General features: G+C 70.5%; 26 protein-coding genes. 17 read left to right on the plus strand and 9 right to left on the minus strand.

Features of this window, described 5'->3' with window-relative positions:
- Nucleotides 1-98: 98 nt before the first annotated feature.
- Nucleotides 99-1,130 (plus strand): aldo/keto reductase, encoded by a 1,032-nt coding sequence (locus IWX63_RS06985; RefSeq protein WP_199277437.1) that lies wholly within the window; start codon nt 99-101, stop codon nt 1,128-1,130.
- A 49-nt stretch (nt 1,131-1,179) separates the two neighbouring features.
- Nucleotides 1,180-1,995 (plus strand): lipoate--protein ligase family protein, encoded by an 816-nt coding sequence (locus IWX63_RS06990; protein ID WP_442859106.1) that lies wholly within the window; start codon nt 1,180-1,182, stop codon nt 1,993-1,995.
- A gap of 18 nt (nt 1,996-2,013) precedes the next feature.
- Here the strand turns inward: IWX63_RS06990 and IWX63_RS06995 are convergent, their stop codons facing one another.
- The 3 genes from IWX63_RS06995 to IWX63_RS07005 all read right to left on the minus strand — a co-directional run bounded on the left by IWX63_RS06995 (nt 2,014) and on the right by IWX63_RS07005 (nt 4,080).
- The gene (locus tag IWX63_RS06995) at nt 2,014-2,643 is read right to left on the minus strand and encodes an MBL fold metallo-hydrolase (protein WP_199277438.1); all 630 of its coding nucleotides are present in this window, start codon (nt 2,641-2,643) and stop codon (nt 2,014-2,016) included.
- Nucleotides 2,643-3,728, minus strand: a complete 1,086-nt coding sequence (locus IWX63_RS07000; RefSeq protein WP_199277439.1) for an S-(hydroxymethyl)mycothiol dehydrogenase — start codon at nt 3,726-3,728, stop codon at nt 2,643-2,645. Before IWX63_RS07000 ends, IWX63_RS06995 begins: the two co-directional genes overlap by 1 nt.
- 94 nt (nt 3,729-3,822) lie before the next feature.
- Nucleotides 3,823-4,080, minus strand: coding sequence for a mycoredoxin (locus IWX63_RS07005; RefSeq protein WP_334685704.1), 258 nt, complete (start codon nt 4,078-4,080; stop codon nt 3,823-3,825).
- Nucleotides 4,081-4,249: 169 nt separating this feature from the next.
- Here IWX63_RS07005 and IWX63_RS07010 point away from each other — a divergent pair, with 169 nt between their 5' ends.
- The 5 genes from IWX63_RS07010 to IWX63_RS07030 all read left to right on the plus strand — a co-directional run bounded on the left by IWX63_RS07010 (nt 4,250) and on the right by IWX63_RS07030 (nt 8,841).
- Nucleotides 4,250-4,552 carry a chorismate mutase gene (locus IWX63_RS07010; protein ID WP_199277440.1) on the plus strand — a complete coding sequence of 101 codons (303 nt, stop codon included), beginning with the start codon at nt 4,250-4,252 and terminating at the stop codon, nt 4,550-4,552.
- 173 nt (nt 4,553-4,725) lie between these two features.
- Complete coding sequence (gene thrS / locus IWX63_RS07015) at nt 4,726-6,720, plus strand: threonine--tRNA ligase (RefSeq protein ID WP_442859109.1); 1,995 nt, start codon at nt 4,726-4,728, stop codon at nt 6,718-6,720.
- Nucleotides 6,720-7,346, plus strand: a complete 627-nt coding sequence (locus IWX63_RS07020) for an HIT family protein (protein WP_199277442.1) — start codon at nt 6,720-6,722, stop codon at nt 7,344-7,346. Before thrS ends, IWX63_RS07020 begins: the two co-directional genes overlap by 1 nt.
- Nucleotides 7,346-7,966 carry a phosphatidylinositol phosphate synthase gene (pgsA, locus tag IWX63_RS07025; protein WP_199277443.1) on the plus strand — a complete coding sequence of 207 codons (621 nt, stop codon included), beginning with the start codon at nt 7,346-7,348 and terminating at the stop codon, nt 7,964-7,966. Before IWX63_RS07020 ends, pgsA begins: the two co-directional genes overlap by 1 nt.
- Before the next feature lie 149 nt (nt 7,967-8,115).
- Nucleotides 8,116-8,841, plus strand: coding sequence for a DUF4386 family protein (locus IWX63_RS07030; protein WP_199277444.1), 726 nt, complete (start codon nt 8,116-8,118; stop codon nt 8,839-8,841).
- Between the two features lie 29 nt (nt 8,842-8,870).
- Here IWX63_RS07030 and IWX63_RS07035 read toward each other — a convergent pair whose 3' ends face one another.
- Nucleotides 8,871-9,695, minus strand: a complete 825-nt coding sequence (locus IWX63_RS07035) for a sigma-70 family RNA polymerase sigma factor (protein ID WP_199277445.1) — start codon at nt 9,693-9,695, stop codon at nt 8,871-8,873.
- Nucleotides 9,696-9,967: 272 nt separating this feature from the next.
- Here IWX63_RS07035 and pdxS point away from each other — a divergent pair, with 272 nt between their 5' ends.
- Entirely contained in the window at nt 9,968-10,882 is a 915-nt protein-coding gene (pdxS, locus tag IWX63_RS07040) for a pyridoxal 5'-phosphate synthase lyase subunit PdxS (protein ID WP_199277446.1), read from the plus strand.
- Nucleotides 10,883-10,989: 107 nt separating this feature from the next.
- Here pdxS and IWX63_RS07045 read toward each other — a convergent pair whose 3' ends face one another.
- Complete coding sequence (locus IWX63_RS07045) at nt 10,990-11,703, minus strand: GNAT family N-acetyltransferase (RefSeq protein ID WP_199277447.1); 714 nt, start codon at nt 11,701-11,703, stop codon at nt 10,990-10,992.
- A 28-nt stretch (nt 11,704-11,731) separates the two neighbouring features.
- The gene (locus tag IWX63_RS07050; protein WP_199277448.1) at nt 11,732-13,741 is read right to left on the minus strand and encodes a M3 family metallopeptidase; all 2,010 of its coding nucleotides are present in this window, start codon (nt 13,739-13,741) and stop codon (nt 11,732-11,734) included.
- A gap of 205 nt (nt 13,742-13,946) precedes the next feature.
- Here IWX63_RS07050 and IWX63_RS07055 point away from each other — a divergent pair, with 205 nt between their 5' ends.
- Nucleotides 13,947-15,509: an alpha/beta hydrolase domain-containing protein gene (locus tag IWX63_RS07055; RefSeq protein WP_199277449.1), complete on the plus strand. Its 1,563-nt coding sequence runs from the start codon at nt 13,947-13,949 to the stop codon at nt 15,507-15,509.
- 111 nt (nt 15,510-15,620) lie between these two features.
- On the opposite strand, the gene IWX63_RS07060 is transcribed toward IWX63_RS07055, so the two are convergent.
- A complete protein-coding gene (locus IWX63_RS07060) occupies nt 15,621-16,391 on the minus strand; it encodes a type 1 glutamine amidotransferase (protein ID WP_199277450.1) in 771 nt (256 codons plus the stop codon).
- Entirely contained in the window at nt 16,391-17,662 is a 1,272-nt protein-coding gene (locus tag IWX63_RS07065) for a MurT ligase domain-containing protein (protein WP_199277451.1), read from the minus strand. Before IWX63_RS07065 ends, IWX63_RS07060 begins: the two co-directional genes overlap by 1 nt.
- 101 nt (nt 17,663-17,763) lie before the next feature.
- Between IWX63_RS07065 and pdxT the strand changes: the two genes are divergently transcribed.
- The 3 genes from pdxT to ruvC are packed head-to-tail and all read left to right on the plus strand — an operon-like array spanning nt 17,764 to nt 19,859.
- Nucleotides 17,764-18,492 (plus strand): pyridoxal 5'-phosphate synthase glutaminase subunit PdxT, encoded by a 729-nt coding sequence (gene pdxT / locus IWX63_RS07070; RefSeq protein ID WP_199277452.1) that lies wholly within the window; start codon nt 17,764-17,766, stop codon nt 18,490-18,492.
- 2 nt (nt 18,493-18,494) lie between these two features.
- A complete protein-coding gene (locus IWX63_RS07075) occupies nt 18,495-19,253 on the plus strand; it encodes a YebC/PmpR family DNA-binding transcriptional regulator (protein ID WP_199277453.1) in 759 nt (252 codons plus the stop codon).
- Nucleotides 19,254-19,289: 36 nt separating this feature from the next.
- Entirely contained in the window at nt 19,290-19,859 is a 570-nt protein-coding gene (ruvC, locus tag IWX63_RS07080) for a crossover junction endodeoxyribonuclease RuvC (protein ID WP_199277454.1), read from the plus strand.
- Nucleotides 19,860-19,928: 69 nt separating this feature from the next.
- On the opposite strand, the gene IWX63_RS07085 is transcribed toward ruvC, so the two are convergent.
- Nucleotides 19,929-20,504, minus strand: a complete 576-nt coding sequence (locus IWX63_RS07085; protein WP_199277455.1) for a TetR/AcrR family transcriptional regulator — start codon at nt 20,502-20,504, stop codon at nt 19,929-19,931.
- Nucleotides 20,505-20,555: 51 nt separating this feature from the next.
- Between IWX63_RS07085 and IWX63_RS07090 the strand changes: the two genes are divergently transcribed.
- From IWX63_RS07090 to yajC, 5 genes are all read left to right on the plus strand, one after another.
- Nucleotides 20,556-21,545 carry a hypothetical protein gene (locus IWX63_RS07090; protein WP_199277456.1) on the plus strand — a complete coding sequence of 330 codons (990 nt, stop codon included), beginning with the start codon at nt 20,556-20,558 and terminating at the stop codon, nt 21,543-21,545.
- The gene (locus IWX63_RS07095) at nt 21,542-21,907 is read left to right on the plus strand and encodes a hypothetical protein (RefSeq protein ID WP_199277457.1); all 366 of its coding nucleotides are present in this window, start codon (nt 21,542-21,544) and stop codon (nt 21,905-21,907) included. The genes IWX63_RS07090 and IWX63_RS07095 overlap by 4 nt, the downstream gene beginning before the upstream one ends.
- A 203-nt stretch (nt 21,908-22,110) precedes the next feature.
- A complete protein-coding gene (gene ruvA, locus IWX63_RS07100; RefSeq protein ID WP_199277458.1) occupies nt 22,111-22,740 on the plus strand; it encodes a Holliday junction branch migration protein RuvA in 630 nt (209 codons plus the stop codon).
- Nucleotides 22,737-23,852, plus strand: a complete 1,116-nt coding sequence (gene ruvB, locus IWX63_RS07105; RefSeq protein WP_199277459.1) for a Holliday junction branch migration DNA helicase RuvB — start codon at nt 22,737-22,739, stop codon at nt 23,850-23,852. Before ruvA ends, ruvB begins: the two co-directional genes overlap by 4 nt.
- Before the next feature lie 100 nt (nt 23,853-23,952).
- Nucleotides 23,953-24,537, plus strand: a complete 585-nt coding sequence (gene yajC, locus IWX63_RS07110) for a preprotein translocase subunit YajC (protein ID WP_334685705.1) — start codon at nt 23,953-23,955, stop codon at nt 24,535-24,537.
- The last annotated feature ends 10 nt before the right edge of the window (nt 24,538-24,547 follow it).

The raw sequence follows: 24,547 nt of genomic DNA on the forward strand, positions 1-24,547 counted from the left end.
AAGGGCGCCGTCCTGTCGACGGCGCCCTTTCGCGTGTCGCTGATGAGCGGACCCCCACCGACGACGGCGCCGACCGGCGCCCTGACGAAGGAGCACCCATGCAGTATCGGAAACTCGGCAACAGCGGCACCTCGGTGTCACACCTCGCCCTCGGGACGATGACCTTCGGTGCGGAAGCGGACGAGGCGGGCTCCCATGCCATCCTGTCGGACTACGCCGCCGCGGGCGGCAACCTCATCGACACCGCCGACGTCTACACGGCCGGTGCGTCGGAGGAGATCATCGGGCGCTGGCTCGCGAAGAATCCCGCGGAGCGGGACCGGATGGTCCTCGCGTCCAAGGGCCGGTTCCCGATGGGCGAGGACGTCAACGACCTCGGCCTGTCCCGGCGCCACCTCCGCCGCGCCCTGGACGCATCGCTCACGCGCCTGGGCGTCGACCACATCGACCTCTACCAGGTGCACTCCTGGGACCCGCTGACGCCGCTCGAGGAGACCCTGGGCTTCCTCAACGAGGCCGTCGTCCAGGGCAAGATAGGCTACTACGGGTTCTCCAACTACACCGGCTGGCAGCTCACGAAGGCCGTGATGATCGCCCGCCGGCGCGGCTACTCCCTCCCGGTCACACTGCAGCCCCAGTACTCCCTGCTCGTCCGTGAGATCGAAGCGGAGATCGTTCCGGCCGTGCTCGACGCCGGCATGGGGATGCTCCCGTGGTCCCCGCTCGGCGGTGGCTGGCTGACGGGGAAGTACACGCGCGACACCGAGCCGACGGGCGCCACCCGCCTGGGCGAGAACCCGCAGCGCGGCATGGAGGCCTGGGAGCAGCGCAACGCCCAGGAGCGCACCTGGCGGATCATCGACACCGTGACCGGTATCGCCTCCGAGCGCGGCGTCAACGCCTCGCACGTGGCGCTCGCGTGGGTCGCCGCGAAGCCCGGGGTGACGTCCGTGATCCTCGGTGCCCGCACGCAGGAGCAGCTGGCCGACAACCTCGCCTCCGCCGACCTCGACCTCACGCCGGAGGACCTCGCCCGCCTGGACGAGGTCAGCGCGCCGACCTTCTCCGACTACCCGTACGGCGGCCCCGGCATCGAGCAGCGCAGCCGGGCGATCGACGGCGGCCGCTAGCCTCGGCGCCCCGGCGCGGCCGGGGCCGTCGACTGCCTACGATGGAAGGATGAGCACTCCGTGGCAGGGCGCAGTCGACATGGCACTGGTCCCCGATCCGGTGTCGGACGATGCCGCCGCCGAACTCGACCGGGGGATCGGACTCCTCCGCGAGGTCGCCGCGGGGGACCGGCCGCCGACCCTGCGCCTGTACCGTCCGAGCCCCACCGTCGCGTTCGGGCAGCGCGACGCCCGGCTGCCCGGCTTCGGGGAGGCCGCGACCGCCGCGACCCGGCACGGCTTCGCGCCGCTCGTCCGGCGCGCCGGCGGTCGCGCCGCCGCCTACCACCGGGGGTGCCTCGTGGTCGACCACATCGAACCGGCGCCCGACGCCGTGGCGGGCACGCGGACGCGCTTCGCCGCGTTCGGCGATTTCTTCGCGGGCGTGCTCGCCGATGTCGGAGTCGACGCCCGCGTGGGCGAGGTGCCGGGGGAGTACTGCCCGGGCGAGTTCAGCGTGCACGGGCGGGTCGACGGCGTCCCGGCGGTCAAGCTCGTCGGGACCGCCCAGCGGGTCGTCGCGGGCGCCTGGCTGTTCTCGTCGGTGATCGTCGTGGACGATGCGGCGTCCCTGCGGGCGGTCCTGGCTGATACCTACTCGGCGCTGGGTCTCGCCTGGCGGCCGTCCACCGCGGGTGCGGCCGAGGACCTTGTGCCCGGGGTGACGGTCGACGACGTCGAGCACGCGCTCCTCGCGGCGTACGCCGGCATCGTCAGCCTCGACCCCCGGCCGACCCACGCCCACCCGAGCGATACCCGCCTGCGCAGTGACCCTGTGCTCGATCCGCCTGCGCCCGACACCCGAGCGGCGTCCGGCCGGTCGTGAGGCCGGACGCCGGGAGCGTCAGGAGCCGCGCCGGATCCACTCCTGCAGGTGCGGGGCCTCGTCGCCGATCGTGGTGCTGTCCCCGTGCCCGGTCCGGGCGATGGTCTCCGGCGGCAGCGTGAGCAGCTTCGTCCGGATGGATTCGATGATCGTCGGGAAGTCGCTGTAGGAGCGGCCCGTGGCGCCGGGTCCGCCCTGGAACAGGGTGTCGCCGGTGAAGACGGTGCCCGCCTCCTCCAGGTGGTAGCACACGGAACCCGGGGAGTGGCCCGGCGTATGCAGCGCCCTCAGGGTCGCCCCGGCCACCTCGATCGTGTCGCCGTCCCCGATCGACCGGTCGGGGCTCAGCTCCGGGAACACCATGTCCCACAGCGCACGATCGCCGTCGTGCAGGTAGATCGGCGCGTGGACGGCGTCGGCCAGGTCGCCGACCGCGCGGATGTGGTCGTCGTGCGCGTGGGTGAGCAGGATCGCCCGGACCGTACGGCCGTCGATCTGCTCGATGATCGCCGACGCGTCGTGCGGGGCGTCGATGACCACGCACTCGTCGTCGTCGCCCACGATCCAGACGTTGTTGTCGACGTCCCAGGTGCCGCCGTCGAGCGAGAAGGTGCCCGAGGTGACGAGGTGCTCGACCCGTGCGGCCATCAGAGCTCCACCACCGAGCGGAGCACGGCGCCGCCGTGCATCTTCCCGAAGGCCTCCTCCACCTGGTCGAGCCGGATGCGCTCCGTGACGAAGGCGTCCAGGTCGAGGTTGCCCTGCAGGTAGTGGCTGACGAGCATCGGGAAGTCCCGGCTCGGCAGGCAGTCCCCGTACCAGGAGGACTTGAGGGAGCCGCCGCGCCCGAAGACATCCAGCAGCGGCAGTTCGACGGTCATCTCGGGGGTGGGGACCCCCACGAGCACCACGGTCCCGGCGAGATCGCGTGCGTAGAAGGCCTGCTTGTAGGTCTCGGGGCGCCCGACCGCGTCGATCACGACGTCCGCGCCGTTGCCGCCGGTCAGCGCACGGATGGCCTCCACCGGGTCGTCGTCCTTCGAGTTCAGGACGTGCGTGGCACCGAGGCCCCTCGCGAGCTCCAGCTTCCGGTCGTCGATGTCGACGGCGATGATCGTGGTGGCTCCGGCGAGCTTCGCTCCGGCGACGGCGGCGATGCCCACACCGCCGCAGCCGATGACGGCGACCGAGTCGCCGCGGGAGACGTTGCCCGTGTTGATCGCCGCGCCGATCCCGGCCATGACGCCGCAGCCGAGCAGGCCCACGGCGGCGGCGTCGGCATCGGCATCCACCTTGGTGCACTGGCCGGCGGCGACGAGGGTCTTCTCGGCGAACGCGCCGATCCCGAGGGCCGCGGAGAGGACGGTCCCGTCCTCCAGGGTCATCTTCTGGGTGGCGTTGTGCGTGTCGAAGCAGTACTGCGCCTCGCCCCGGCGGCAGGCCCGGCACTCGCCGCAGACGGCACGCCAGTTCAGGATCACGCGGTCGCCCGGGGCGACCGTCGTGACGTCGTCGCCGACGGCGCTCACGACGCCGGTGGCCTCGTGTCCGAGGAGGAACGGGAACTCGTCGTTGATGGCACCCTGCTTGTAGTGCAGGTCCGTGTGGCAGACACCGCAGGTGAGGATGTCGACGAGCGCCTCGCCGGGCCCGGGATCCGGGACCAGGATGGTCTCGATGGTGGCGGGGGCATCCTTCGCCCGCACCACGACTCCCTGAACTTTGTGCACCATGTGTTGCTGTCCTTCCGCTGGGGGCGGCGGGCCGGTGACCGACCTGCCGCTCCCAGCATATGGGGGACGGCGCTGGTGCGCGGCGGGTGCGTCCCTAGACGGAGAGCCTGGTCTTCACCTCGGCGACGGACGGGTTCGTGGCGGTGCTGCCGTCGGGGAAGATCACGGTCGGCACGGTCTGGTTGCCGCCGTTCAGGGACGCCACGAGGTCGGCGGTCCCCTCGACCTCCTCGATGTTGATCTCGGTGTAGCCGATGCCCTGCGCGGAGAGCTGTGACTTCAGGCGACGGCAGTACCCGCACCACGTGGTGGAGAACATGGTGATGGATCCTGCTTCTGGCGTGTAGTCCACGGTGCTCCTCGTCTGTGCGCGCGGATCCACCGCGCGCAGGTGTTGGAATAGAACGGGCCCGGTGTTGCCCGCATCGTCGACAACGCCTGATCCTGCCGGCCCATTCCTGCGGGCCGGCCCGTTGCTGCAGCCCCCTTGCCGTCGGTGGTGGTCCGGGTAGGCTCACGCCATGGCTGAAGCAGAGGAAGAACAGAGCGCGAAGCAGCTGGCCGCGGTCCGGGTGGCCATCGACGAGGTGGACGAGCAGATCGTGTCCCTCATGTCCCGGCGCGAACGGCTCGTCCGCCGGGCCGGTTCCCTCAAGCACGATGACGCCTCGGTGCGCGCCCCGGCGCGGGTGGAGCGGGTCATCACCAACGTGCGCGAGTATGCCTCGAAGCAGGGCGTCGACCCGAGCGTCGTCGAGCAGACATACCGCGCGATGATCGCGGCGTTCATCGAGTTCGAGCTGCGGGTGCGGCGGGAGCAGTAGGGCGCGCCCGGACGACGCTCCGCCGTCGTCCGGTGGCGGGCGTGTTGGTCGGCCCTGTGCCCACCCGATACGATCAGCACGGCGGTCCCCGGGCTCACCGGGTGCCGTCACGCCCTGTCGGGCACCCCTGTTCCGATTCCCCGAGGAGACCCTCCGTGTCAGCGCCCCAGCCCATGAAACTCATCGTCGACGGCGAAGAGACGCAGGCGACGACGGGCACCACCGGTACGGAGCTGTTCGGCGGGCGGCGCGACGTCGTCGTCATGCGGGTCGACGGCGAACTGAGGGACCTGGACCAGGAACTGCCCGACGGCGCCGCCGTGGAGGGCGTCACGCTCGAGGACCCCGCGGGGCTCGAGGTCCTCCGCCACTCCGCCGCGCACGTCATGGCCCAGGCCGTGCAGCAGCTGCGTCCCGCAGCCAGGCTGGGCATCGGCCCGTACATCACGGACGGCTTCTACTTCGACTTCGACGTCGAGGAACCTTTCACGCCGGACGAGCTCAAGCAGCTCGAGAAGATGATGCTGAAGATCGTCAACGCCAACCAGCGCTTCGTCCGCCGGGTCGTGTCCGAGGACGAGGCCCGCGAGGCGATGAAGGACGAGCCGTACAAGCTGGAGCTGATCGGCCTCAAGGGCGGCGCGACGGACGAGGACGGCGCCTCCGTCGAGGTCGGTGCCGGCGAGCTGACCATCTACGACAACGTGGACCGCAAATCAGGCGACGTCGTGTGGAAAGACCTCTGCCGCGGTCCGCACCTGCCCAACACCAAGCTCATCTCCAACGCCTACTCGCTCACGCGCTCGGCGGCCGCCTACTGGCGCGGCAGCGAGAAGAACAAGCAGCTGCAGCGGATCTACGGCACGGCATGGCCCACCAAGGACGCCCTCAAGGCCTACCAGGAGCGCCTGGCCGAAGCCGAACGGCGCGACCACCGGCGCCTCGGCACGGAACTGGACCTGTTCTCCTTCCCCGACGAGCTCGGCTCCGGCCTTCCCGTGTTCCACCCGAAGGGCGGCACCATCCGCAAGGCGATGGAGGACTACTCCCGCCAGCGGCACACCGACGCCGGATATGAATTCGTGTACACGCCGCACATCACGAAGGGGCACCTCTACGAGGTCTCCGGGCACCTCGACTGGTACCGGGACGGCATGTTCCCGGCCATGCACGTCGACGAGGAGCTGAACGAGGACGGCACGGTGCGCAAGCCCGGGCAGGACTACTACCTCAAGCCGATGAACTGCCCCATGCACAACCTGGTCTTCCGGTCCCGCGGACGGTCCTACCGCGAACTGCCGCTGCGCCTGTTCGAATTCGGCTCGGTCTACCGCTACGAGAAGTCCGGCGTGGTCCACGGCCTGACGCGTGTCCGGGGCATGACCCAGGACGACGCCCACATCTACTGCACCCGCGAGCAGATGAAGGACGAGCTCACCGGGACGCTGGACTTCGTGCTGGGCCTGCTCAAGGACTACGGCCTCGACGACTTCTACCTCGAGCTCTCCACGCGCAACCCCGAGAAGTCGGTCGGCTCGGAGGAGATCTGGGACGAGGCCACCCGCACCCTCGCCGAGGTCGCCGAGGCGTCCGGCCTCGAGCTGGTGCCCGATCCCGGGGGAGCCGCGTTCTACGGCCCGAAGATCTCCGTCCAGGCGCGTGACGCGATCGGCCGGACCTGGCAGATGTCCACCATCCAGCTGGACTTCAACCTGCCCGAGCGCTTCGAACTCGAGTACCAGGCGGCGGACGGCTCCCGGCAGCGCCCGGTCATGATCCACCGGGCCCTGTTCGGCTCCATCGAGCGCTTCATGGCCGTCCTCACCGAGCACTACGCCGGAGCGTTCCCCGCCTGGCTGGCACCGGTGCAGGTGCTCGCCGTCCCCGTGGCGGAGGCGTTCAACGACTACCTGTTCGACGTCGTCGACAAGCTCAAGGCCGAGGGCATCCGCGCGCAGGTGGACGCCGGCTCCGACCGCTTCCCGAAGAAGATCAGGACGGCGAGCAAGGAGAAGGTGCCCTTCGTCCTCATCGCGGGCGGCGAGGACCAGGAGGCGAACGCGGTCTCCTTCCGTTTCCGGGACGGCAGCCAGGACAACCAGGTGCCCGTCGACGAGGCGGTCCGCCGGATCGTGGAGGCGGTTCGCAGCAGGGAGGCGACGGTCTGATGGCCGACGCCGACAGTCCGGACACGACCTCCCTCGGGCAGCCGGCGGCTGCCTACCCCGGTGACCATGAGGTCACCGACGGGTTCGAACTCGCCGGCGTGCCCGACGCCTTCCAGCGGCTGTGGACCCCGCACCGCCTCGCCTACATCAAGGGCGGACAGGAGCAGGTGACGACGGAGGAGTCGTGCCCGTTCTGCCGCGCGCCGCAGCTGAGCGACGAGGACGCCCTGATCGTCCATCGGGGCACGCACGCTTTCGTGCTGCTCAACCTCTTCCCGTACAACGCCGGGCACCTCCTGGTCTGCCCGTACCGGCACGTGCCCGACTACACGGACATCGACGACGACGAGACCGCGGAGATCGCCGCCCTCACCCAGACGGCCATGCGCGTGCTGCGCCGGGTCTCCAACCCCTCCGGGTTCAACCTGGGCATGAACCAGGGCGCCACCGGTGGCGCCGGGATCGCCGCCCACCTCCACCAGCACGTGGTGCCGCGCTGGGGCGGGGACGGCAACTTCCTGCCGATTATCGCGCAGACCAAGGCCATCACGCAGACACTCGGCGACGTGCGCGGACAGGTCGCCGCGGCGTGGGCCGACGGTGACCCCACCGGGCCGGCCTCCTGATGCTCAACAGGTACGCGCGCGGCTTCTTCACCCGGCTGTTCACGCCCCTCGCGCGACTGCTCCTGAAATGGGGCGTGACCCCCGACGCCGTGACCATCGCGGGCACCCTCGGCGTGGCCGGCGGCGCGCTCGTGTTCTATCCGCTCGGGCAGCTGTTCTGGGGCACGGTCTTCATCACCCTGTTCGTGTTCTCCGACGTCGTCGACGGCATCATGGCCCGGATCAAGGGCCATGGCGGCCTCTGGGGCAACTTCCTCGACTCCACGCTCGACCGCATCGCCGACGGCGCCCTCTTCGCCGGTGTCGCCATCTGGTTCTTCACGGGCGGGCAGAACACGGCCGTCGCGATCGCGGCCCTCGCCTGCCTCGTGCTCGGCATGATCGTGTCCTATGCGCGGGCCAAGGCGGAGTCGCTGGGGTTCACCGCGAACGTCGGGGTGGCCGAGCGCGCCGAACGCCTGGTCTCCGTCCTCGTGGTCACCGGGCTCACGGGGCTCGGGCTGCCCGAGGGTTTCCTGTTCGCGGTGCTCGTGATCCTCGCCGTCGCGAGCCTCGTCACGGTCTACCAGCGGATCAGGACCGTGCGGCGGCAGTCACGGGAGCCGAAGCCGGCGTCCTGAGGCCGGCCGGCCGATCCGGTGTCGGCGCCCCGGGTGCCCAGGTGGGGTGGGTCCCGTCGCCAGGACCCCCGTGTGCACCCTCGGGCCGGCGGGACGGGACAGGGCCTAAGTCCCTAGGGCCGCCGGGCCGCCGCTCCTAGCGTCGGGTCATGTCGTCACCGTCCTGGCCCGAAGCCCCCGCCTGGCGGCCGCTGTTCCGGGTCGCGGGGATCGCTGGGATCCTCCTCCTCGTCGTGTCCTACCTGGCCACCCTCGTCCTCTTCACGCTGGACCCGCCGCCGGTCTCCGGCGGCGAGGCGACGCCGCGCTTCATCGCCGATCACCGGGCGTCGTACATCGCCCAGCAGCTCCTCTGGCTCGTCCCGTCCCTCTTCGGACTGATCGTCTTCGTCGCCCTCCTGGTCGCCCTGTTCCCCGCGAGTCCCAGCCTCGCGGTCCTCGGGTTCACGGTCGGGGCCGCCTCCTGGACCGCGCTGCTCGCCGTCCCGGTGACGACCGAGGGCACGCTGTCCCTCGTGTACCTGAGCGACCGGTTCACCGCCGAGACCGACGCGGCAGCACGGTCCTCGTTCAGTGCCGCGGCCGAGGCGTTCGTGGCGGAGAACAACACGGTCTCGCTCGCCGGTGCCCTCACGCCGCTGGGGCTCCTCCTGATCTCACTGCCCATGACCCGGGGTGCGCTGCCCCACTGGATCGGATGGCTCGGGATCGTCACCGGCTCGCTCGGCCTTCTCAGCGAGGTGCTCGGTTTCGCCGTGCCGGGCCTCTACGCCGTGTACGGCCCCCTCCTGTGGGCGTGGTTCACCGCCGTGGGCGTCGCGCTCCTGCGGTTGCCCGACCGGAGGCCGACACATGATCAGCACGGTGTCCGGTGATACCGGGGCGGAGCCGGACGGTTGGTGCCTCAGGACGCGGAGGCGAGGGCCGGCCGGACGCCGGTGAACGCGGCCGCGTGATCGCGGAGGGGCGTCAGCGCGGTCCCCAGGGCCGAGAGGTACTCGGCGCGCCGCTTCGGTGCCACCCGGGAGGTCGCTGCGGGGGACGCGCCCGGGGTGTCGGAGTAGTGGGTGGCGAGCCCGTCGTGCAGCAGCCGGAGCGCCTCGGATTTCTGCTGCGACACCGCCGAGTGCGTCGTGCCGAGCTCGGCTGCGACGTCGGTCACCGAGCGGCCCTCGAAGAAGACCTGCTCGATGATGTGCCGCATGCGCGTGGGAAGGTGGACCACCGCGGCACGCAGGTGACGGATCTGCTCGTCGGCGAGGAGCGACGCCTCGGGAAGCTGGTCCAGCGACGGGACGAGGTCGAGCACCGTCTCGTCGAGCACGTGCACGGACCGGGCGGCGTCGTCGAGCGCCGAATGGACCTCCTGCCGGGTGACGCCGAGCGTCATGGCTAGCTCGTCGGTGGTCGGCCTGCGCCCGAGGGAGGCCGCGAGGGCGTCCTGCGCGCCCAGGGTGTCACCGATCCGCCGTCGGACGGACCGCGGAGCCCAGTCGTTGGACCGCATCTCGTCCGCGAACGCACCGGTGATGCGGCGCCGCGCATAGGCGCCGAACGGCACCCCGAGCGTGGGATCGAACGAGTCCGCCGACGTGATAAGCGCGATCGCGCCGACGGACGCCAGATCCTCCCGCGAGAGATGTGTGGCGCGGGCGCACAAGGAAGAGACGAGATACCCGACCAGTGGCAGGTTGTCGACGATGAGTTCTTCACGGTCCCGTGAATGCATGAGCAAGCTCCCCAGCTGCTTAGTCGCATTGCTGCTCCTGGCTGCCCGGTGAGGGGCTGCCGGGGGCGGCAGGTGTCGTGTCGAAGCTATCAGCGGCTTCTCGGTGCACGGGCGCCTTAGGCCAATCCTGCCCAAAGGCTGAGCTTTGTCTGCTTACGCCCGGAAACCTGCGGCCGGCGGCCGTGGGTCCTGCACGACGGCGGCGGCCGAGGGACCCGTGCCGGACGCGTATCATGAAGTGTCAGCTTTTATCTACCTTTTAGGGGCAAGTTGTGTCCACCGTTGAAGGAAACTCGGCAACCACAGCACAGACCGGTGGAAACCGGGTGAAGCGCGGTATGGCCGAAATGCTCAAGGGCGGCGTCATCATGGATGTCGTCACCGCAGAGCAGGCCCGCATCGCCGAAGATGCCGGCGCGGTCGCGGTCATGGCCCTCGAGCGGGTGCCCGCGGACATCCGTGCCCAGGGCGGTGTGTCGCGCATGAGCGATCCCGACATGATCGACAGCATCATCGCGGCCGTCTCCATCCCGGTCATGGCCAAGGCACGGATCGGCCACTTCGTGGAGGCGCAGGTCCTGCAGTCCCTCGGCGTCGACTACATCGACGAGTCAGAGGTCCTGACGCCCGCCGACTTCACCAACCACATCGACAAGGGGAAGTTCACGATTCCCTTCGTGTGCGGTGCCACCAACCTCGGTGAGGCCCTGCGGCGCATCAACGAAGGTGCTGCCATGATCCGGTCCAAGGGCGAGGCCGGCACCGGCGACGTCTCGAACGCCACGATGCACATGCGCAAGATCCGCTCGGAGATCAACCGCCTGTCCTCGATGGCCGAGGACGAGTTGTACGTGGCCGCGAAGGAACTGCAGGCCCCGTACCAGCTCGTGAAGGACGTCGCCGCCGCAGGCCGGCTGCCGGTGGTGCTCTTCACGGCGGGCGGCATCGCGACCCCCGCGGACGCCGCCATGATGATGCAGCTCGGCGCGGACGGCGTCTTCGTCGGCTCCGGCATCTTCAAGTCGGGCAATCCGGCCGAGCGTGCGAACGCCATCGTCCAGGCGACGACGTTCCACGACGACCCCGACATGATCGCCAAGGTCTCCCGCGGCCTCGGCGAAGCCATGGTGGGCATCAATGTCGACGAGATCCCGCAGCCGCACCGCCTGGCGGAGCGCGGCTGGTAGTCCACCGGAGCCTCACGAAGGGTCGCAGCCGAGAGGTTGCGGCCCTTCTGCGTCGTCAGGCACGGCCGGGGACGGCGTGCAGCACGAGCCTCGGGAACAGGGCGGAGTCAGAGACCCAGGGCGTAGGTCTTCCCGCGGCCGAGCAGGACGAACCCCCGCCGGGAGAAGAACGCGTGGCCCGCGGGGGTGGCGTTCACCGCGACATCGACCGCGCCCGCCTCACCCGCGGCGCGCGCCGTGGCGCTGAGCAGCGCCGTGGCCAGCCCCCGCCGCTGGTAGGCGGGGAGGACCTCGAGGTGGTGGATGCCTCCGAGCCCCGTCAGCCCGGCGACCCCGGCCGGGTAGAACGAGTACGCGGCACCCGACACGTTGCCGTGCTCGGGATCGCGCGTCACGGCGTGCCACGCCTGCCGCGGCTCGGCCCGGATCACCCGCAGTTCCTGCCGCAGCGGCCCCGAGTAGTCAGGCACCTCCGTGGTGAGGACCGCGGCGTCGTCCCCGGGCCCGACGACGGCGGAGACGGGCGCCGCCATCCACCACGGCTGCCAGCTCGGGCTGAATCCGAGGTCACCGAGCTCGACGGCGTCCACCGCGCCGTTGAGCCAGACCCTCACGGAGGAGGCGCCGAGCCTGGCCCCCTCGGCCAGGGCGGGCCGGACGGCGTGGGCGCGCACCGTCTCGGGGAACATCATCATGAGTTCGCTCCGCGCCGGCAGCCACACCCAGGTGGCACCGTGCGTGGAGAAGGTCTTCCCGCCCGTCGCCGTCGCGAGGGCCGCGTACCAGGCGGACTGCAGCCGCTGGCACGCTGCGATGCTCACCACGCGGTACCGCCGGCGGAGGGTCCGCTCATGCGAGGCCGCGGCGGACGAGCAGGGGCTCGAGGTCGGCGTCGCGGCCCCGGAACCTCCGGAACGCCTCCAGCGGATCGATGCTGTTGCCGCGGGAGAGCAGTTCGCGCCGGAAGTGGTCGCCGTTCTCCCGGGTGAGACCGCCCGAGGACCTGAACCACTCGACGGTGTCGGCGTCGAGCATCTCGCTCCAGATGTACGCGTAGTAGGACGCGGCATACCCGCCGGCGAAGATGTGCTTGAAGTAGGACGTGCGGTACCGCGGCGGGACCGGGGCGAAGTCGATGCCGGCGTCCGCGAGCGCCGAGGCTTCGAAGGCCAGCGGGTCCTCGATCACCGTGCCCGCGGGGATGGAGTGCCAGGCGAGGTCGAGCAGGGTCGCGCCGAGGTAGGCGGTCGTCTCGAAGCCCTCGCCCCAGGCGCCCGCGGCGTGGATGCGGTCGATGACGTCCTGGGGGAGTGCCTCCCCCGTCTCGTGGTGGCGCGCGTAGTGTGCGACGATCTCGGGCCAGAGGATCCACATCTCGTTGACCTGCGACGGGTACTCGACGAAGTCGCGCGGCACGGACGTCCCGGCGAAGAGCGGGTAGGTGACATCGGAGAACAGGCCGTGCAGGGCATGGCCGAACTCGTGGAAGGTGGTCACGACCTGGTCGTAGGAGAGCAGCGTCGGCTCACCGGTCCCGGGCTTCGAGATGTTCAGGTTGTTGATGACGACCGCGCGCGTGCCGTCGAGCCGGGACTGGTCCACGAAGGAGTTCATCCACGCGCCGCCGCTCTTGGTGTCGCGCGTGTAGAAGTCGCCGAGGAACAGTCCGAGCCCGGCCCCGTCCTCGTTGAAGACCTCCCACACGCGCACGTCGGGGTGGTAGCCCACCAGGTCGGGTCGCTCCGTGAACGTCAGGCCGTACAGGCGGTTCGCCGCGTAGAAGACACCGTCGGTCAGGACGCGCTCCAGCTCGAAATAGGGGCGCAGGGCGTCCAGGTCGACGTCGAACTTCGCCTTCCGCACCTTCGCGGCGTAGTAGGCCCAGTCCCACGGCTCGATTCCGTGACCCGCCTCAGCCTCGAGTTCCGCGGCCTCGGTCCGCGCGTTGCGCACCGCCGGAGCCGCGAGCTCCCGCATGCGGTCGAGGATCGCCTCGAGCGACGGCGCCGTCTGGCTGTCCGTCGCCGCGGCGGCGTGCGAGTCGAAGCCGAGGAGCGCGGCGCGCTCGGCGCGGAGCGTGGCCATGCGGGCGGCGACGGCGAGGGTGTCGGCCTCGTTGCCGCGTGCTCCGCGGGTCACCGACGCCTCGTGCAGGCGGCGGCGGACGTCCCGGTCCGTCAGTGACTCCAGCGCGGGCTGCGCGGTGGGCAGGATGAGGGTCAGGAGGTACTTCCCCTCCTTGCCGGCCTCCGACGCCGCGGTCGCCGCGGCGGAGATCGCATCGGCGGAGAGCCCGTCGAGTTCCTCGGGTGAGTCGAGCAGCAGGGCTGAATCGTTCGTGTCCCTCAGCAGTTTCTGCGAGAACTCGGTGCTCAGCGCCGACAGTTCCGCGTTCAGCCCGCGCAGGGTGGCCTGTGCGTCGTCGTCGAGCTCCGCCCCCGCCCGCACGAAGCTCCGGAGGTACTCCTGCACGAGGCGCGTCGACTCGGCGTCCAGCCCCTCGAGGGGGATCTGCCGGACGCGCTCGACCAGGGCGCGGTTGAGCTTGATGTTGTCCTCGTGCTCCGCGAGGCGGGGCGCGATCTGCTGCTCGAGCTCCTGGATGGCCTCCGTCGCGTGGCTGACCGAGTTGCTGAAGAAGACGCGCGCGACGCGGTCCAGCGTGCTGCCCGCGCGTTCGAGGGCGATGAGCGTGTTCTCGAAGGAGGCCGGTTCCCCGGAGCCCGTGATGCTGTCGATCTCGGCGAGGTGCTCGGCGAAACCGGCATCGAACGCGGGCAGGTAGTGCTCGTCCCGGATGGCCGCGAACGGGGGCAGCTGGTAGTCGAGGGTACTGGGCTCAAGGAAAGGGTTGCTCATGGGAACTAACTTTTGCACGTTGTTGCAGGTACGCGCACCACCCTTGACCCCGTCGCACGTACCTACCTACTGTCGGAATGCTTCGCTGCCTGATGATCGCCCGTCCTGCCGGACCGGCGAACCCCGGGCGGGGGCGCACGGCACCGAAGCCGCTGCGACGCGGAGCGCGCCGGGCAACGCAGCCCGGCCTCGAGAAGGAGCACTGATGAGAACCCGTTCCCGAACGTCCATCCTGCTGACCCTGTCCCTCGCGCTCACCGGTCTCGGCGTGTCCGCCGGTCCCGCGGGCGCGGCTCCGCCCCCGCCGACGGTCGAACCGGCGCCGGACGGCACCACGCCGGTCCCCTCCGTGCGGGGCCCCCTCGCCTCCACCGCGGAGTCCTACCCCTTCGGGGCAGCCGACCACCAGGAGGTGCCGCAGGACCTGTCGCGGCTCGGCTACGTGGAGGAGGAGTACCTGGTCAGCGGCACCTCGAACGTCTACACGTGGCCGTCCGCCGGACCCGCCCAGATCCGCACCGACGACGCCCCGTACACCACCCGCGTGCTCGTCCGGAAGCCGGCCAAGGGCCAGAAGTTCAGCGGCAACGTCGTCGTCGAGATGCTCAACCCGAGCAACCTCTTCGACCTCAACATCGGCTGGGCCATGGCGCAGGAGCAGATCGTGGCCAACGGGGACGCCTGGGTGGGGATCACCGCCAAGCCGATCGCCGTCGACGCACTGAAGACCTTCGACCCGGAGCGGTACGCGTCCCTCTCCTTCGCGAACCCGCTGCCGCTGGATGATCCGCGGAACTGTGCGACGGTCGCCGCCGATTCGGACAGGACCACCGAGAACGGGCTGATCTGGGACATCTACTCCCAGGTGGGGGCGTGGCTGAAGAGCAGCGACGCCGCGAACCCGCTCCGGTACGGGGCACGGCACTCCCAGGTGGAGCACGCCTACGGCTTCGGCTACTCCCAGACCGGCGGGTACCTGGTCAACTACATCAACGGCGTGCACCCGCTCGTCGTCGAGTCGGACGGTGAGCCGGTCTACGACGCCTACATCGTCGCCGTCGCCGGTGGTGCGTTCGCCGGCGCCTACCCGATGAACCAGTGCGAGCCGGCGCCTCCGGCCACCGACACCCGCCGCCAGTTCGAGGACGTCGGCGTGCCCATCATGCGCATGATGTCCCAGTCCGACTACCTGCGCGGCATCGGTTCCCGGCGCGCGGACAGCGACGAGCCGGGCGACCTGTACCGGCACTACGAGATGGCCGGCGCCGGACACGCGACGCCGGACGAGCTGACGTACTCGGCGTCCTCCGCGGACATCATCGCCGCGGGCCGGGACGTGCCGCCGGCGTCGTGCAACGAGGGACCGCGCAGCAGGTTCCCCAGCTCCATCTTCTTCAACGCAGCACTCCGCAACCTCGACCTCTGGGTGCGGGAGGGCGTCGCCCCGCCGCGTGCCGAGCCGATCCTGGTGCGGGACGGGGCACCCGTGCTGGACGAGTTCGGCAACGTCCAGGGCGGTCTCCGCTCGCCGTTCCTCGACGCGCCGACCAGCACCTGGTACGGCACGGCGACGGGGGCGTCGTTCTGCTTCATCGCGGGCTACGAGCGGCCGCTGTCCCAGGAGGTGCTCGACGGCCTGTACCGGAATCACGGCAGCTACGTGAAGGCGGTCAAGGACAGCGTGCGGACGCTCGAGGACGAGGGGTTCCTGACCAGCTACGACGCCCGCGACCTGCGACGCGACGCGGCACGGAGCGACATCCCCTGATCAGGGTCGACGCCGGGTAGGACGACGAAGGCTCCCGCCACCGCGGGAGCCTTCGTGGTCTGCGCTTCCAGGGCCTTCCCGGACGGGGGCGGGCGTTCCGCCCGCGTCCTCCTACCGGGGCCGGGCGCCGGCGTGCCGGCGGGCGAGCTCGGCGAGTGAGTCGTCGACGCCGCCGTCGTCGAACGCACCGAACTTCCGGACCGCCGCGGTCCGCAGGAGGAAGTCGGCGATCGCCGGGTTCTTCGGCAGCAGCGACCCGTGCAGGTAGCTCGCCACGATGTTCCGGTAGCGGGCGCCCTCGTGCTTCTCCTCGGCGTTGTTGCCGGCGCCCTTGACCACGGTGGCGAGGGGCCGGAGCCCGCTGCCGAGGAACGTCTGCCCGCTGTGGTTCTCGTAGCCGTGGATCTCGCCGAACTCCTCGCTCGTGGCCACCACATTCCCGATCAGCCGCTCGGAGCCGCCGCGGGTCTCGAGGTCGAGCACCCCGATACCGGGGATCACGGTGCCCTCGTACGTCCGGAAGGTGTTGCCGAAGAGCTGGTACAGCCCGCAGATCAGGAGCATCGGGGTGCCGTCCTCGGCCAGATCCCGCAGCCGCGGCGCGATGGCCTGGAGATCCTCCTGGATGACCACCTGGCCGCTGTCCTGGCCCCCGCCCCCGACGATGATGTCCACGTCGTCGGGGAACGGATCGCCCGCATTGTGCTCGAGGACCTCCGCGCCGTAGCCACGCCAGGCCAGGCGCTGCTTGAGCACGAGGACGTTGCCGTAGTCGCCGTAGATGTTCATCTCGCGGGGGTACAGCTGCAGGATGCGCAGCGATCCCTTCTGCGGATCGGCGGGCGCCTCGGTGAGGGCGCCGGCGGATGGGGCGTCACTCATCAGGAGACCACCTCGACCTTCGTGATCTTGGAGAGCTCGCGGCGCACCGCGAGCATGGCGGTGTAGGTGCAGAAGATGCGCCTCGGGCGTCCCGCGGAGCCCCGGATGAACTGCCGGAGCGCTTCGGTCGTGTCGGGCTCGACGGCGCCGACGCGGACGTCGTCGTACTTCAGGCGGAGCGCCATGTCGTAGGCGCGGACCCCGCTGACGACGTCCACCCCGCCGAGGCCCAGCGAGTCGAAGTCGACGTCCCACAGCCAGGACATGTCGCGTCCGTCGGCGTAGTTGTCATTGATGGCGATCATCGTCGCGCAGCCTGCGGGGTCGAAGGACTTGAGACCGAGGCGGAAGCCGCTCGGATTCTTGACCAGCACCAGTTCGAGGGCCTGGCCGTCGACGACGAGGCTCTCGCCCCGGCCGAACGCCGGTTCGACGGCGGCGAGGGAGGAGAATAGCCGCTCGGCGTCCGCACTGCCGCCGAGGACCGCGCGGGCCGCCGCGAGGGCGGCCGCCGCGTTGAAGATGTTGTAGACGCCGCGCAGCCGGAGATCGGTGCGCGTCGTCGTGCCCTCCACCTCGAAGCAGGCGGAGTTCCCGTCCACGGACGCGAGGACGACGTCGGCGGGCAGGGCCGAGGCCGGCGCGGTGCCCGCGGCGCCGCGCAGTTCGTCGTCGTTAGGGAAGGTGCTCCGGAGGGAGGCGTCGAGGCCGAAGTAGACGACGTCGGCCGCCGTGATCGACGACGCCAGGCCCGCGACCCGCGGATCCTCCCGGTTCAGCACCACCGTGTCCGTGGTGGCGAGCGCGATCCGTTCGAGCAGGCGCGTGGTCGCGTCGATCTCCCCGAACCGGTCGAGCTGGTCGCGCAGGACGTTCAGCAGCAGCGAGTACCGGGGCGGGACGAGCTTCACGAAGTGCACGGCGTGCGCCTCGTCCAGTTCCAGGACGGCGACGTCGGCCGTGAGGCGTCCGCGCCAGTCGACCTCGCCGAGCAGGGCCGCCGCGACGCCGCGCGTGAAGTTGCTGCCCGTGCGATTGGTGAACACCGTCAGGCCCTGGCCCTCGAGCAGTTCCACCACCATCTTGGTGGTGGTCGTCTTGCCGTTCGTACCGCTGACGACGACGACGCCGCGGGGGAGGGTGGACAGGGCGCGGCCCATGAAGCCGGGGTCGAGGCGCTCGACCACGAGGCCCGGGAACGCGGAGCCGCCGCCGCGCAGGCGGGAGGCGAAGCGCGCAGCCTTACCCACGAGGACTGGAAGGGGATTCATGCCTCCAAATTATCGCAGGCCCGCCCGCCTTCCCGGGACGCGGCGGGGAGGCGCTCCTCACGCCCGCGGGAGGCCTGGGCCGGAGAACCTAGAATTGGGGGATGACAGCCCCGTCCTCCCCGGCTCCCACGCCCCCGTCCGGCGTCGTCGTCGGCGTCCTCGCCGTCCAGGGCGACGTCCGTGAGCACATCGCGACCATCGAATCGCTGGGCGGGCGCGCCGTGCCGGTGCGGCGGGCCTCGGAGCTGGCCGGGATCGACGGCCTGATCATCCCCGGCGGGGAATCCACCACGATGGACAAGCTCACGCGCACCTTCGGGCTGGCAGAACCGCTGCGCGGGCTGATCGCCGGCGGGCTGCCCGTCTACGGGTCCTGTGCCGGCATGATCATGCTCTCCGACGTCCTCGCGGATCCGTCCGCGGACCGCCTCGGCAACCCGCAGCAGACCCTGGGCGGACTCGACATGGTGGTGCGCCGCAACGCGTTCGGGCGGCAGCGCGAGTCGTTCGAGGCCGATCTCGCCTTCGATGGGCTCGCCACGACCGGGAGCGCGGACGGCGGGGATCCGGTGCGTGCCGTGTTCATCCGCGCGCCGTGGGTGGAGAAGGTGGGCGAGGGCGTCGAGGTGCTGGCGCAGGTGCCCGCGTCGGAGACGCCGCAGCCCGGGCCCGCCCCGGACGGGGACGGTGCCCGCACGGACTTGGAGCCGGTCGCTAGAATTGTCGCAGTGCGTTCAGGGAACCTGCTGGCCACGAGCTTCCACCCGGAGGTCACGGGTGAGCGGCGGGTCCACGAACTGTTTATTCGGATGATCAGAGGAGAAGCGTAGGTATGTCGGGGCACTCCAAATGGGCAACAACGAAGCACAAGAAGGCTGCGATCGACGCCAAGCGCGCGAAGTCCTTCGCCAAGCTGATCAAGAACATCGAGGTCGCGGCGCGCGCCGGCGGCGCCGATGTCGCAGGCAACCCGGGGCTCGAACTGGCCGTCTCGAAGGCCAAGAAGACCTCCGTCCCCATCGACAACATCAACCGCGCGGTCAAGCGCGGGGCAGGGCTGCTCGGCGAGGCCGTCGACTACCAGACCATCATGTACGAGGCCCGCGGCCCCCAGGGGTCGGCCCTGCTCATCGAGTGCCTCACGGACAACAAGAACCGCGCGGCCTCCGAGGTGCGCCTCGGCATCTCCCGCAACGGCGGCACCGTCGCCGATCCGGGCTCCGTGGCCTACCTGTTCGCGCGCAAGGGCGTCATCACGCTGCCGAAGAAGGACCTCACCGAGGACGAACTGCTCCTGTCCGTCCTCGATGCCGGTGCGGACGAGGTCAAGGAATCCGCCGAGTCGTTCGAGATCATCTCCGAGCCGCAGGACCTCCGGGCCGTGGTTGACGCGCTCGACGAGAGCCACATCGAGTACGAGACCGACGACGTCGAGTTCGTCCCGTCCATGCAGGTGGACCTGGACGCCGACGGCGCGCGGAAGTTCCTCAGGCTCGTGGACGCGCTGGAGGAGCTCGATGACGTCCAGAACGTCTACTCGAACGCGCACCTCCCGGACGAGGTCCTGGCCGAGCTCGAGAACGACGACTGACATCGTCCCTCCCGGCCCCGGGCGGCGGACAGCCCCGTGACCTTCCGCGTGATGGGCGTCGACCCCGGGCTGACCCGCTGCGGGCTGGCCGTCGTCGACATCGAGCCGAACCGGCGCTCCACCCTCGTGGCCGTCGGCGTGGTCGGCACCGACGCCGGGCAGAGCCTCGATCAGCGGCTCCTGGTCATCGCGGAGGCCGTCGACACCTGGCTGGACCTGCACGAGCCGCAGGCCCTCGCCGTCGAGCGCGTGTTCAGCGGGACCAACATCAGCACCGTCATGGGCACCGCGCAGGCGTCCGGGGTCGTCATCGTGTCCGCCGCCCGGCGGGGCATCCCGGTGGCCCTCCACACGCCCACCGAGGTGAAGGCCGCGGTCACGGGCAACGGGCAGGCGGACAAGGTCGCGGTCACGAAGATGGTGACCAAGATCCTGCGCCTGGACACGCCGCCCCGGCCCGCCGACGCCGCCGATGCCCTGGCCCTGGCCATCACGCACGCGTGGCGCCGGGGCGTGGGGACTCAGGGTGCGGCCGCGGCCGGCGGGTTGGTCACCCCCGCGCAGCGCCTCTGGGCCGAGGCGGAGGCCCGGGCCCGACGCCGCTAGCCCGACCATCCGCGGTGTGGCGACTCGCGCCTCCGCCCTCGCCGCCGCATCGCGAGGGTCGCCGTCGGCTCAGCGCGAGCTGCGGACGTCCAGGACGGACGGCACCCCGGAGAGTGCTACCCCGATCCGCACCTCCAGGCCCGGGCCCTCGTCGTCGGCCAGCCAGGCATGGAGGCACTGCCGGAACAGCGCGAACCCGATGGCCGCCAGGACGTCGGACTGTTCGGGCGGGAACCCGCGATCGATCAGGGCCACCGTCACGTCCTCCTGCCACCGGGCCTGCTTGGCGAGTTCCCGTCCGGACAGTGCGATGTGCGAATCGATGATGCGCCGGCGCCGCTTCAACAGGTCGCGCCGGGACTCGACCGCCGACGCGAGCGTCCCGAGCGCCTTCCCCATGTGCACGTCCGCGCGGACGGGACCGGTGTCCTCGGCGATGACACCGATCAGCAGGGGCAGGAGGCCGTCGTCGTCGGCGAAGAGCACTTCCTCCTTGTCCGCGAAGTAGCGGAAGAAGGTCCTCGGGGTCACGCCGGCCGCGAGAGCGATGTTCTCGACGGTCGACTCCGCGTAGCCGTGGTCGACGAACTGGCTGATCGCCGCGTCCACGAGGCGGCGGCGGGAGTCTTCGGGCCAACGGGGCATTCACCGATCCTACCCTTGTGTCACTTTGTGACATCGACTATATTCCTTGCCATGTCACAAACTGACGTCACACCGCCGACGATCGTCCTGACCGGCTTCACGAGCGGCATCGGCGCGCGGCTGTTCGAGGAGCTCCTCGGGCACCCCTCACGGCCGAACCTCGTGCTCCTTGCCCGCGATGCTGCCGGCCTCGGGCACGCGCTCGAGCGCGCCCGCGCAGCGGGGCTCGTCGCCATCGGTGCACTCGCCGATCTCGGCGACCTCGGCTCCGTCCGCACTGCGCTGGAGCAGGTCCACGCTGCGCAGCGACGCGACGAGGTGCGCCTCATCGATGTCGCCCTTCTCAACGCCGGCGCACAGTTCACGAGCAGGCGGAACGCCGGAGCGCAGGGGCATGAGCTGACCTTCACCGTCGACGTGATCGCACAGCACCTGCTCCTGCGCGGGCTGGAACCGCTCCTCGCCGCGGGTGCCCACGCGGTTCTCATGGGGTCCTCCACCCATCGCGGCAGGAAAGCGAGCTTCAACCTCATCCCGGACCCGCAGTGGCGGGATCCCGACGATCTCGCCCGGGTAGAACCTCCTGCCGATGGTCCGACCCGATTCGCCGACGAGCGCCGGAAAGGCGGCGTCGCCTACGCCTCGAGCAAGCTCGCGCTGGTGACCCTCGCCCACGGATGGGCGGAGCGACTCGCTGCGTCCGGGCGTCGACTCAACACCTACGATCCCGGGCTGGTCGCCGGGACCGGGCTGGGCCGGGACATGCCGGCCCCCATGTACTGGGTCTGGAAGAACGTGATGCCGGCGATGAGCGTCCTCCCGGGAGCCTCGACGCCACGGGCCACCGCCCGCCACGCTGTCCGGCTGGCCCTCGGAAACGCGCACGGGTCGTTGAACGACGGCTACGTGGAGATCGGCCGGGTCACCCGTGCGGAACCGGTCACGTTCGCGACCGATCGCCGGGAGCGGCTGTGGGCCTGGCTCGAGGACGCGGTCGAGGAGTACCTGCCGACCTATGCCGCGTCCGGGGGCCCCCGGTGATCCTCGTCTCGCTCGGACTGAACATGCTCGTCCTCGTCCCGGTGACGGTCCTCCTGGCCCGCGAGGCGCCGGGGTTCCGTGAGGTGTTCGGGGAGAGGACACCGGCCCGTGACATCCTCTTCGCCATCTATCTGGCGATCCTCACGTCGTCGGCCGTACTCATGGGCGCATGCCTCGTGCTGCCCGATGCACCGTGGCTGACGGGAGCGGTAGCGGCCCTGCTGACGGTCCAGGTCGTCTACAAGGGCCTCACCGCACTCACCGTGCGGAACGGTCTGCGTCACCCCGTCGTCCTCGCGAACCTGACAATCGCCGCCGTGCACACGCTCACCGTCCTGGGGATCGCGCAGGCCCTTCCGTGACCAGGGTGGCGCGGGCAGGTGTCGGCCGGATCAGGGGAAAGGATCACGGGCAAGCCCGGACCCTGCGCATCCCGCGCGGCGGCGGATCCGGTGTGGCGGCTCGATCGCGGACCGTTTCGCCGGTACCGTAGAGGATTAGAACGTATGTTCGACGTCGGGTGGATGCCCGGCGGTCCCGCCCGCCAGTGCCCTTGGAGCTCCTCATGATCAGTTCCCTCCGCGGAACAGTGACCCACGTGGGCCTGCACTCCGCCGTCCTCGACGTCAACGGCTTCGGCATGCAGGTCCAGGCGACCCCCCAGACCCTGGCCGGGCTGCGCCTGGGGGAGCAGGCCTCCGTCGCCACGGCCATGATCGTCCGCGAGGACTCGATGACGCTCTTCGGCTTCGAGGACGCGGGCCAGCGCGAGGTCTTCGAGACGCTCCTGGCGGTCAGCGGCGTCGGGCCCCGCCTCGCACTCGCCGTCCTGGCCGTCCACACGCCCGAGGCCATCCGCGTCGCCGCGTCCTCGGGTGACGACAAGGCTTTCAGCAAGGTGTCGGGGATCGGTCCCAAGGGCGCCCGCCGGATCGTGCTCGAGCTCGCCGGCAAGCTGGTCCCGCTCGACACGAAGCCCGGGGTGTCCAAGCAGACCTGGCAGGGCCAGGTCCTCACGGCCATGATGGGCCTCGGCTGGTCGGAGAAGGATGCCGGAGCGGCCATCGACGCCGCCGTCGACGAGGCGCCCGAGATCGCCGCGACCGGTGACGTGGGCCAGATCCTGAAACTCACGCTGCGCAGGCTCGGCCAGGACGGCGCCCGCAGCTCGGCTCGGACGAGGGTGACTACATGACGGACCAGCACCCGGAGGAGGCGCCGCTCGTCGCGCCGGCCGCCGACCCCGAGGACCGCGCCGTCGAGGCGGCTCTCCGGCCGAAGAACCTCGACGACTTCGTGGGCCAGAAGCGCGTGCGCCGGCAGCTCTCGCTCGTCCTCGAGGCGTCCCGCCTGCGCGGACGCAGCGCCGACCACGTGCTCCTGTCCGGTCCTCCCGGCCTCGGCAAGACGACGCTGGCGATGATCATCGCCGCCGAGATGAACGCGCCGCTGCGCATCACGTCCGGTCCCGCCATCCAGCACGCCGGCGACCTCGCGGCCATCCTCTCCTCCCTCACCGAGGGCGAGGTCCTCTTCCTCGACGAGATCCACCGCATGTCCCGGCCCGCCGAGGAGATGCTCTACATGGCCATGGAGGACTTCCGCGTCGACATCATCGTCGGCAAGGGACCCGGCGCCACGGCGATCCCGCTGGAGCTGCCACCCTTCACCCTCGTGGGCGCCACGACACGCGCGGGGCTCCTGCCCGGCCCGCTCCGGGACCGCTTCGGCTTCACCGGGCACCTCGAGTTCTACTCGACGGAGGAACTCGAGCTCGTGCTCCGCCGCTCCGCCATGCTGATGGACATGAAGGTCAACTCGGCCGCGTTCGCGGAGATCGCCGGCCGGTCGCGTGGCACGCCCCGTATCTCCAACCGCCTGCTCCGGCGCGTCCGGGACTGGGCCCTGGTGCACGGCATCGACCTCATCGACGCCCGGTCCGCGAGTGCGGCGCTGGACATGTACGAGGTGGACGCGCGGGGCCTCGATCGGCTGGACCGGGGTGTGCTCACCGCACTCATCACCAAGTTCAACGGCGGGCCCGTGGGCCTGTCGACGCTCGCGATCGCCGTCGGCGAGGAACCCGAGACGGTCGAGACCGTCGCCGAACCCTACCTGGTCCGCGAGGGCATGCTCGGGCGCACACCGCGCGGCCGGATCGCGACGGCGGCCGCGTGGCGCCACCTGGGGATCGAGATGCCGCCGAACGTCGCCGCCGCGATGCCCGAGGACCTGTTCTCCGTCACGCCCGAGGACCTGATGGCCGCGGAGACGACCGTCGACAGCTGGGCGCAGCCGGACTCCTGACGCGGGGACGCTCAGGAAACGGCTTTACACTGGTGTTTCACGATGTGTGCCGCGGCACAGTCCTGCCATCCATACCCCAGCCCCAGGAACGGATCCTCCAGTGCTTGCACCCGTAGTCGCCCAAACCACCACCGGACAGAGCGGCGGCTTCGACGTCTTCGGTCTGCTGCTCCCGCTGGCCCTGGCCTTCCTCATCTTCACCATGTTCCGCAGGCAGCGGAAGGCGCAGCAGCAGGTCAAGGACATGCGCACGCAGATGGAACCCGGCACCGAGGTCATGACCCAGTTCGGTCTCTTCGGCACCATCGTGTCGATCGACCAGGAGAACAACAAGGCCGTCCTCGAACTGTCGCCCGGCACCCTTGCGACCGTCCACACGCAGGCGCTCTCCAAGGTGGTCCAGCAGGAACCCGCCCTCGCCACCGAGGACGCGGACACGGACGCCGCCCTGTCAAATCCGACCGACCGGACCGGCTACGACGGCACCGCGGTGCCCGACGACGTGTCCTCGATCGACGGCGTCGACCGCCGCCCGGCCGGGGGGTCCACCGCCGCGGCGACGCCGGGCTCCCCGTCCGGCGTCGAGACCCCCGAGGAGACGCTGGAGCGCCTCAACCGGGAATCGCAGCGGGAAAACCGCGACGCGCGCGACGCCCGCGACCCCAGAACGAACCCTGACAACTAGCATTCCGTAG

This window comes from Arthrobacter sp. CAN_A2, assembly GCF_015752045.1.
Classification (GTDB): Bacteria; Actinomycetota; Actinomycetes; order Actinomycetales; family Micrococcaceae; genus Arthrobacter_D.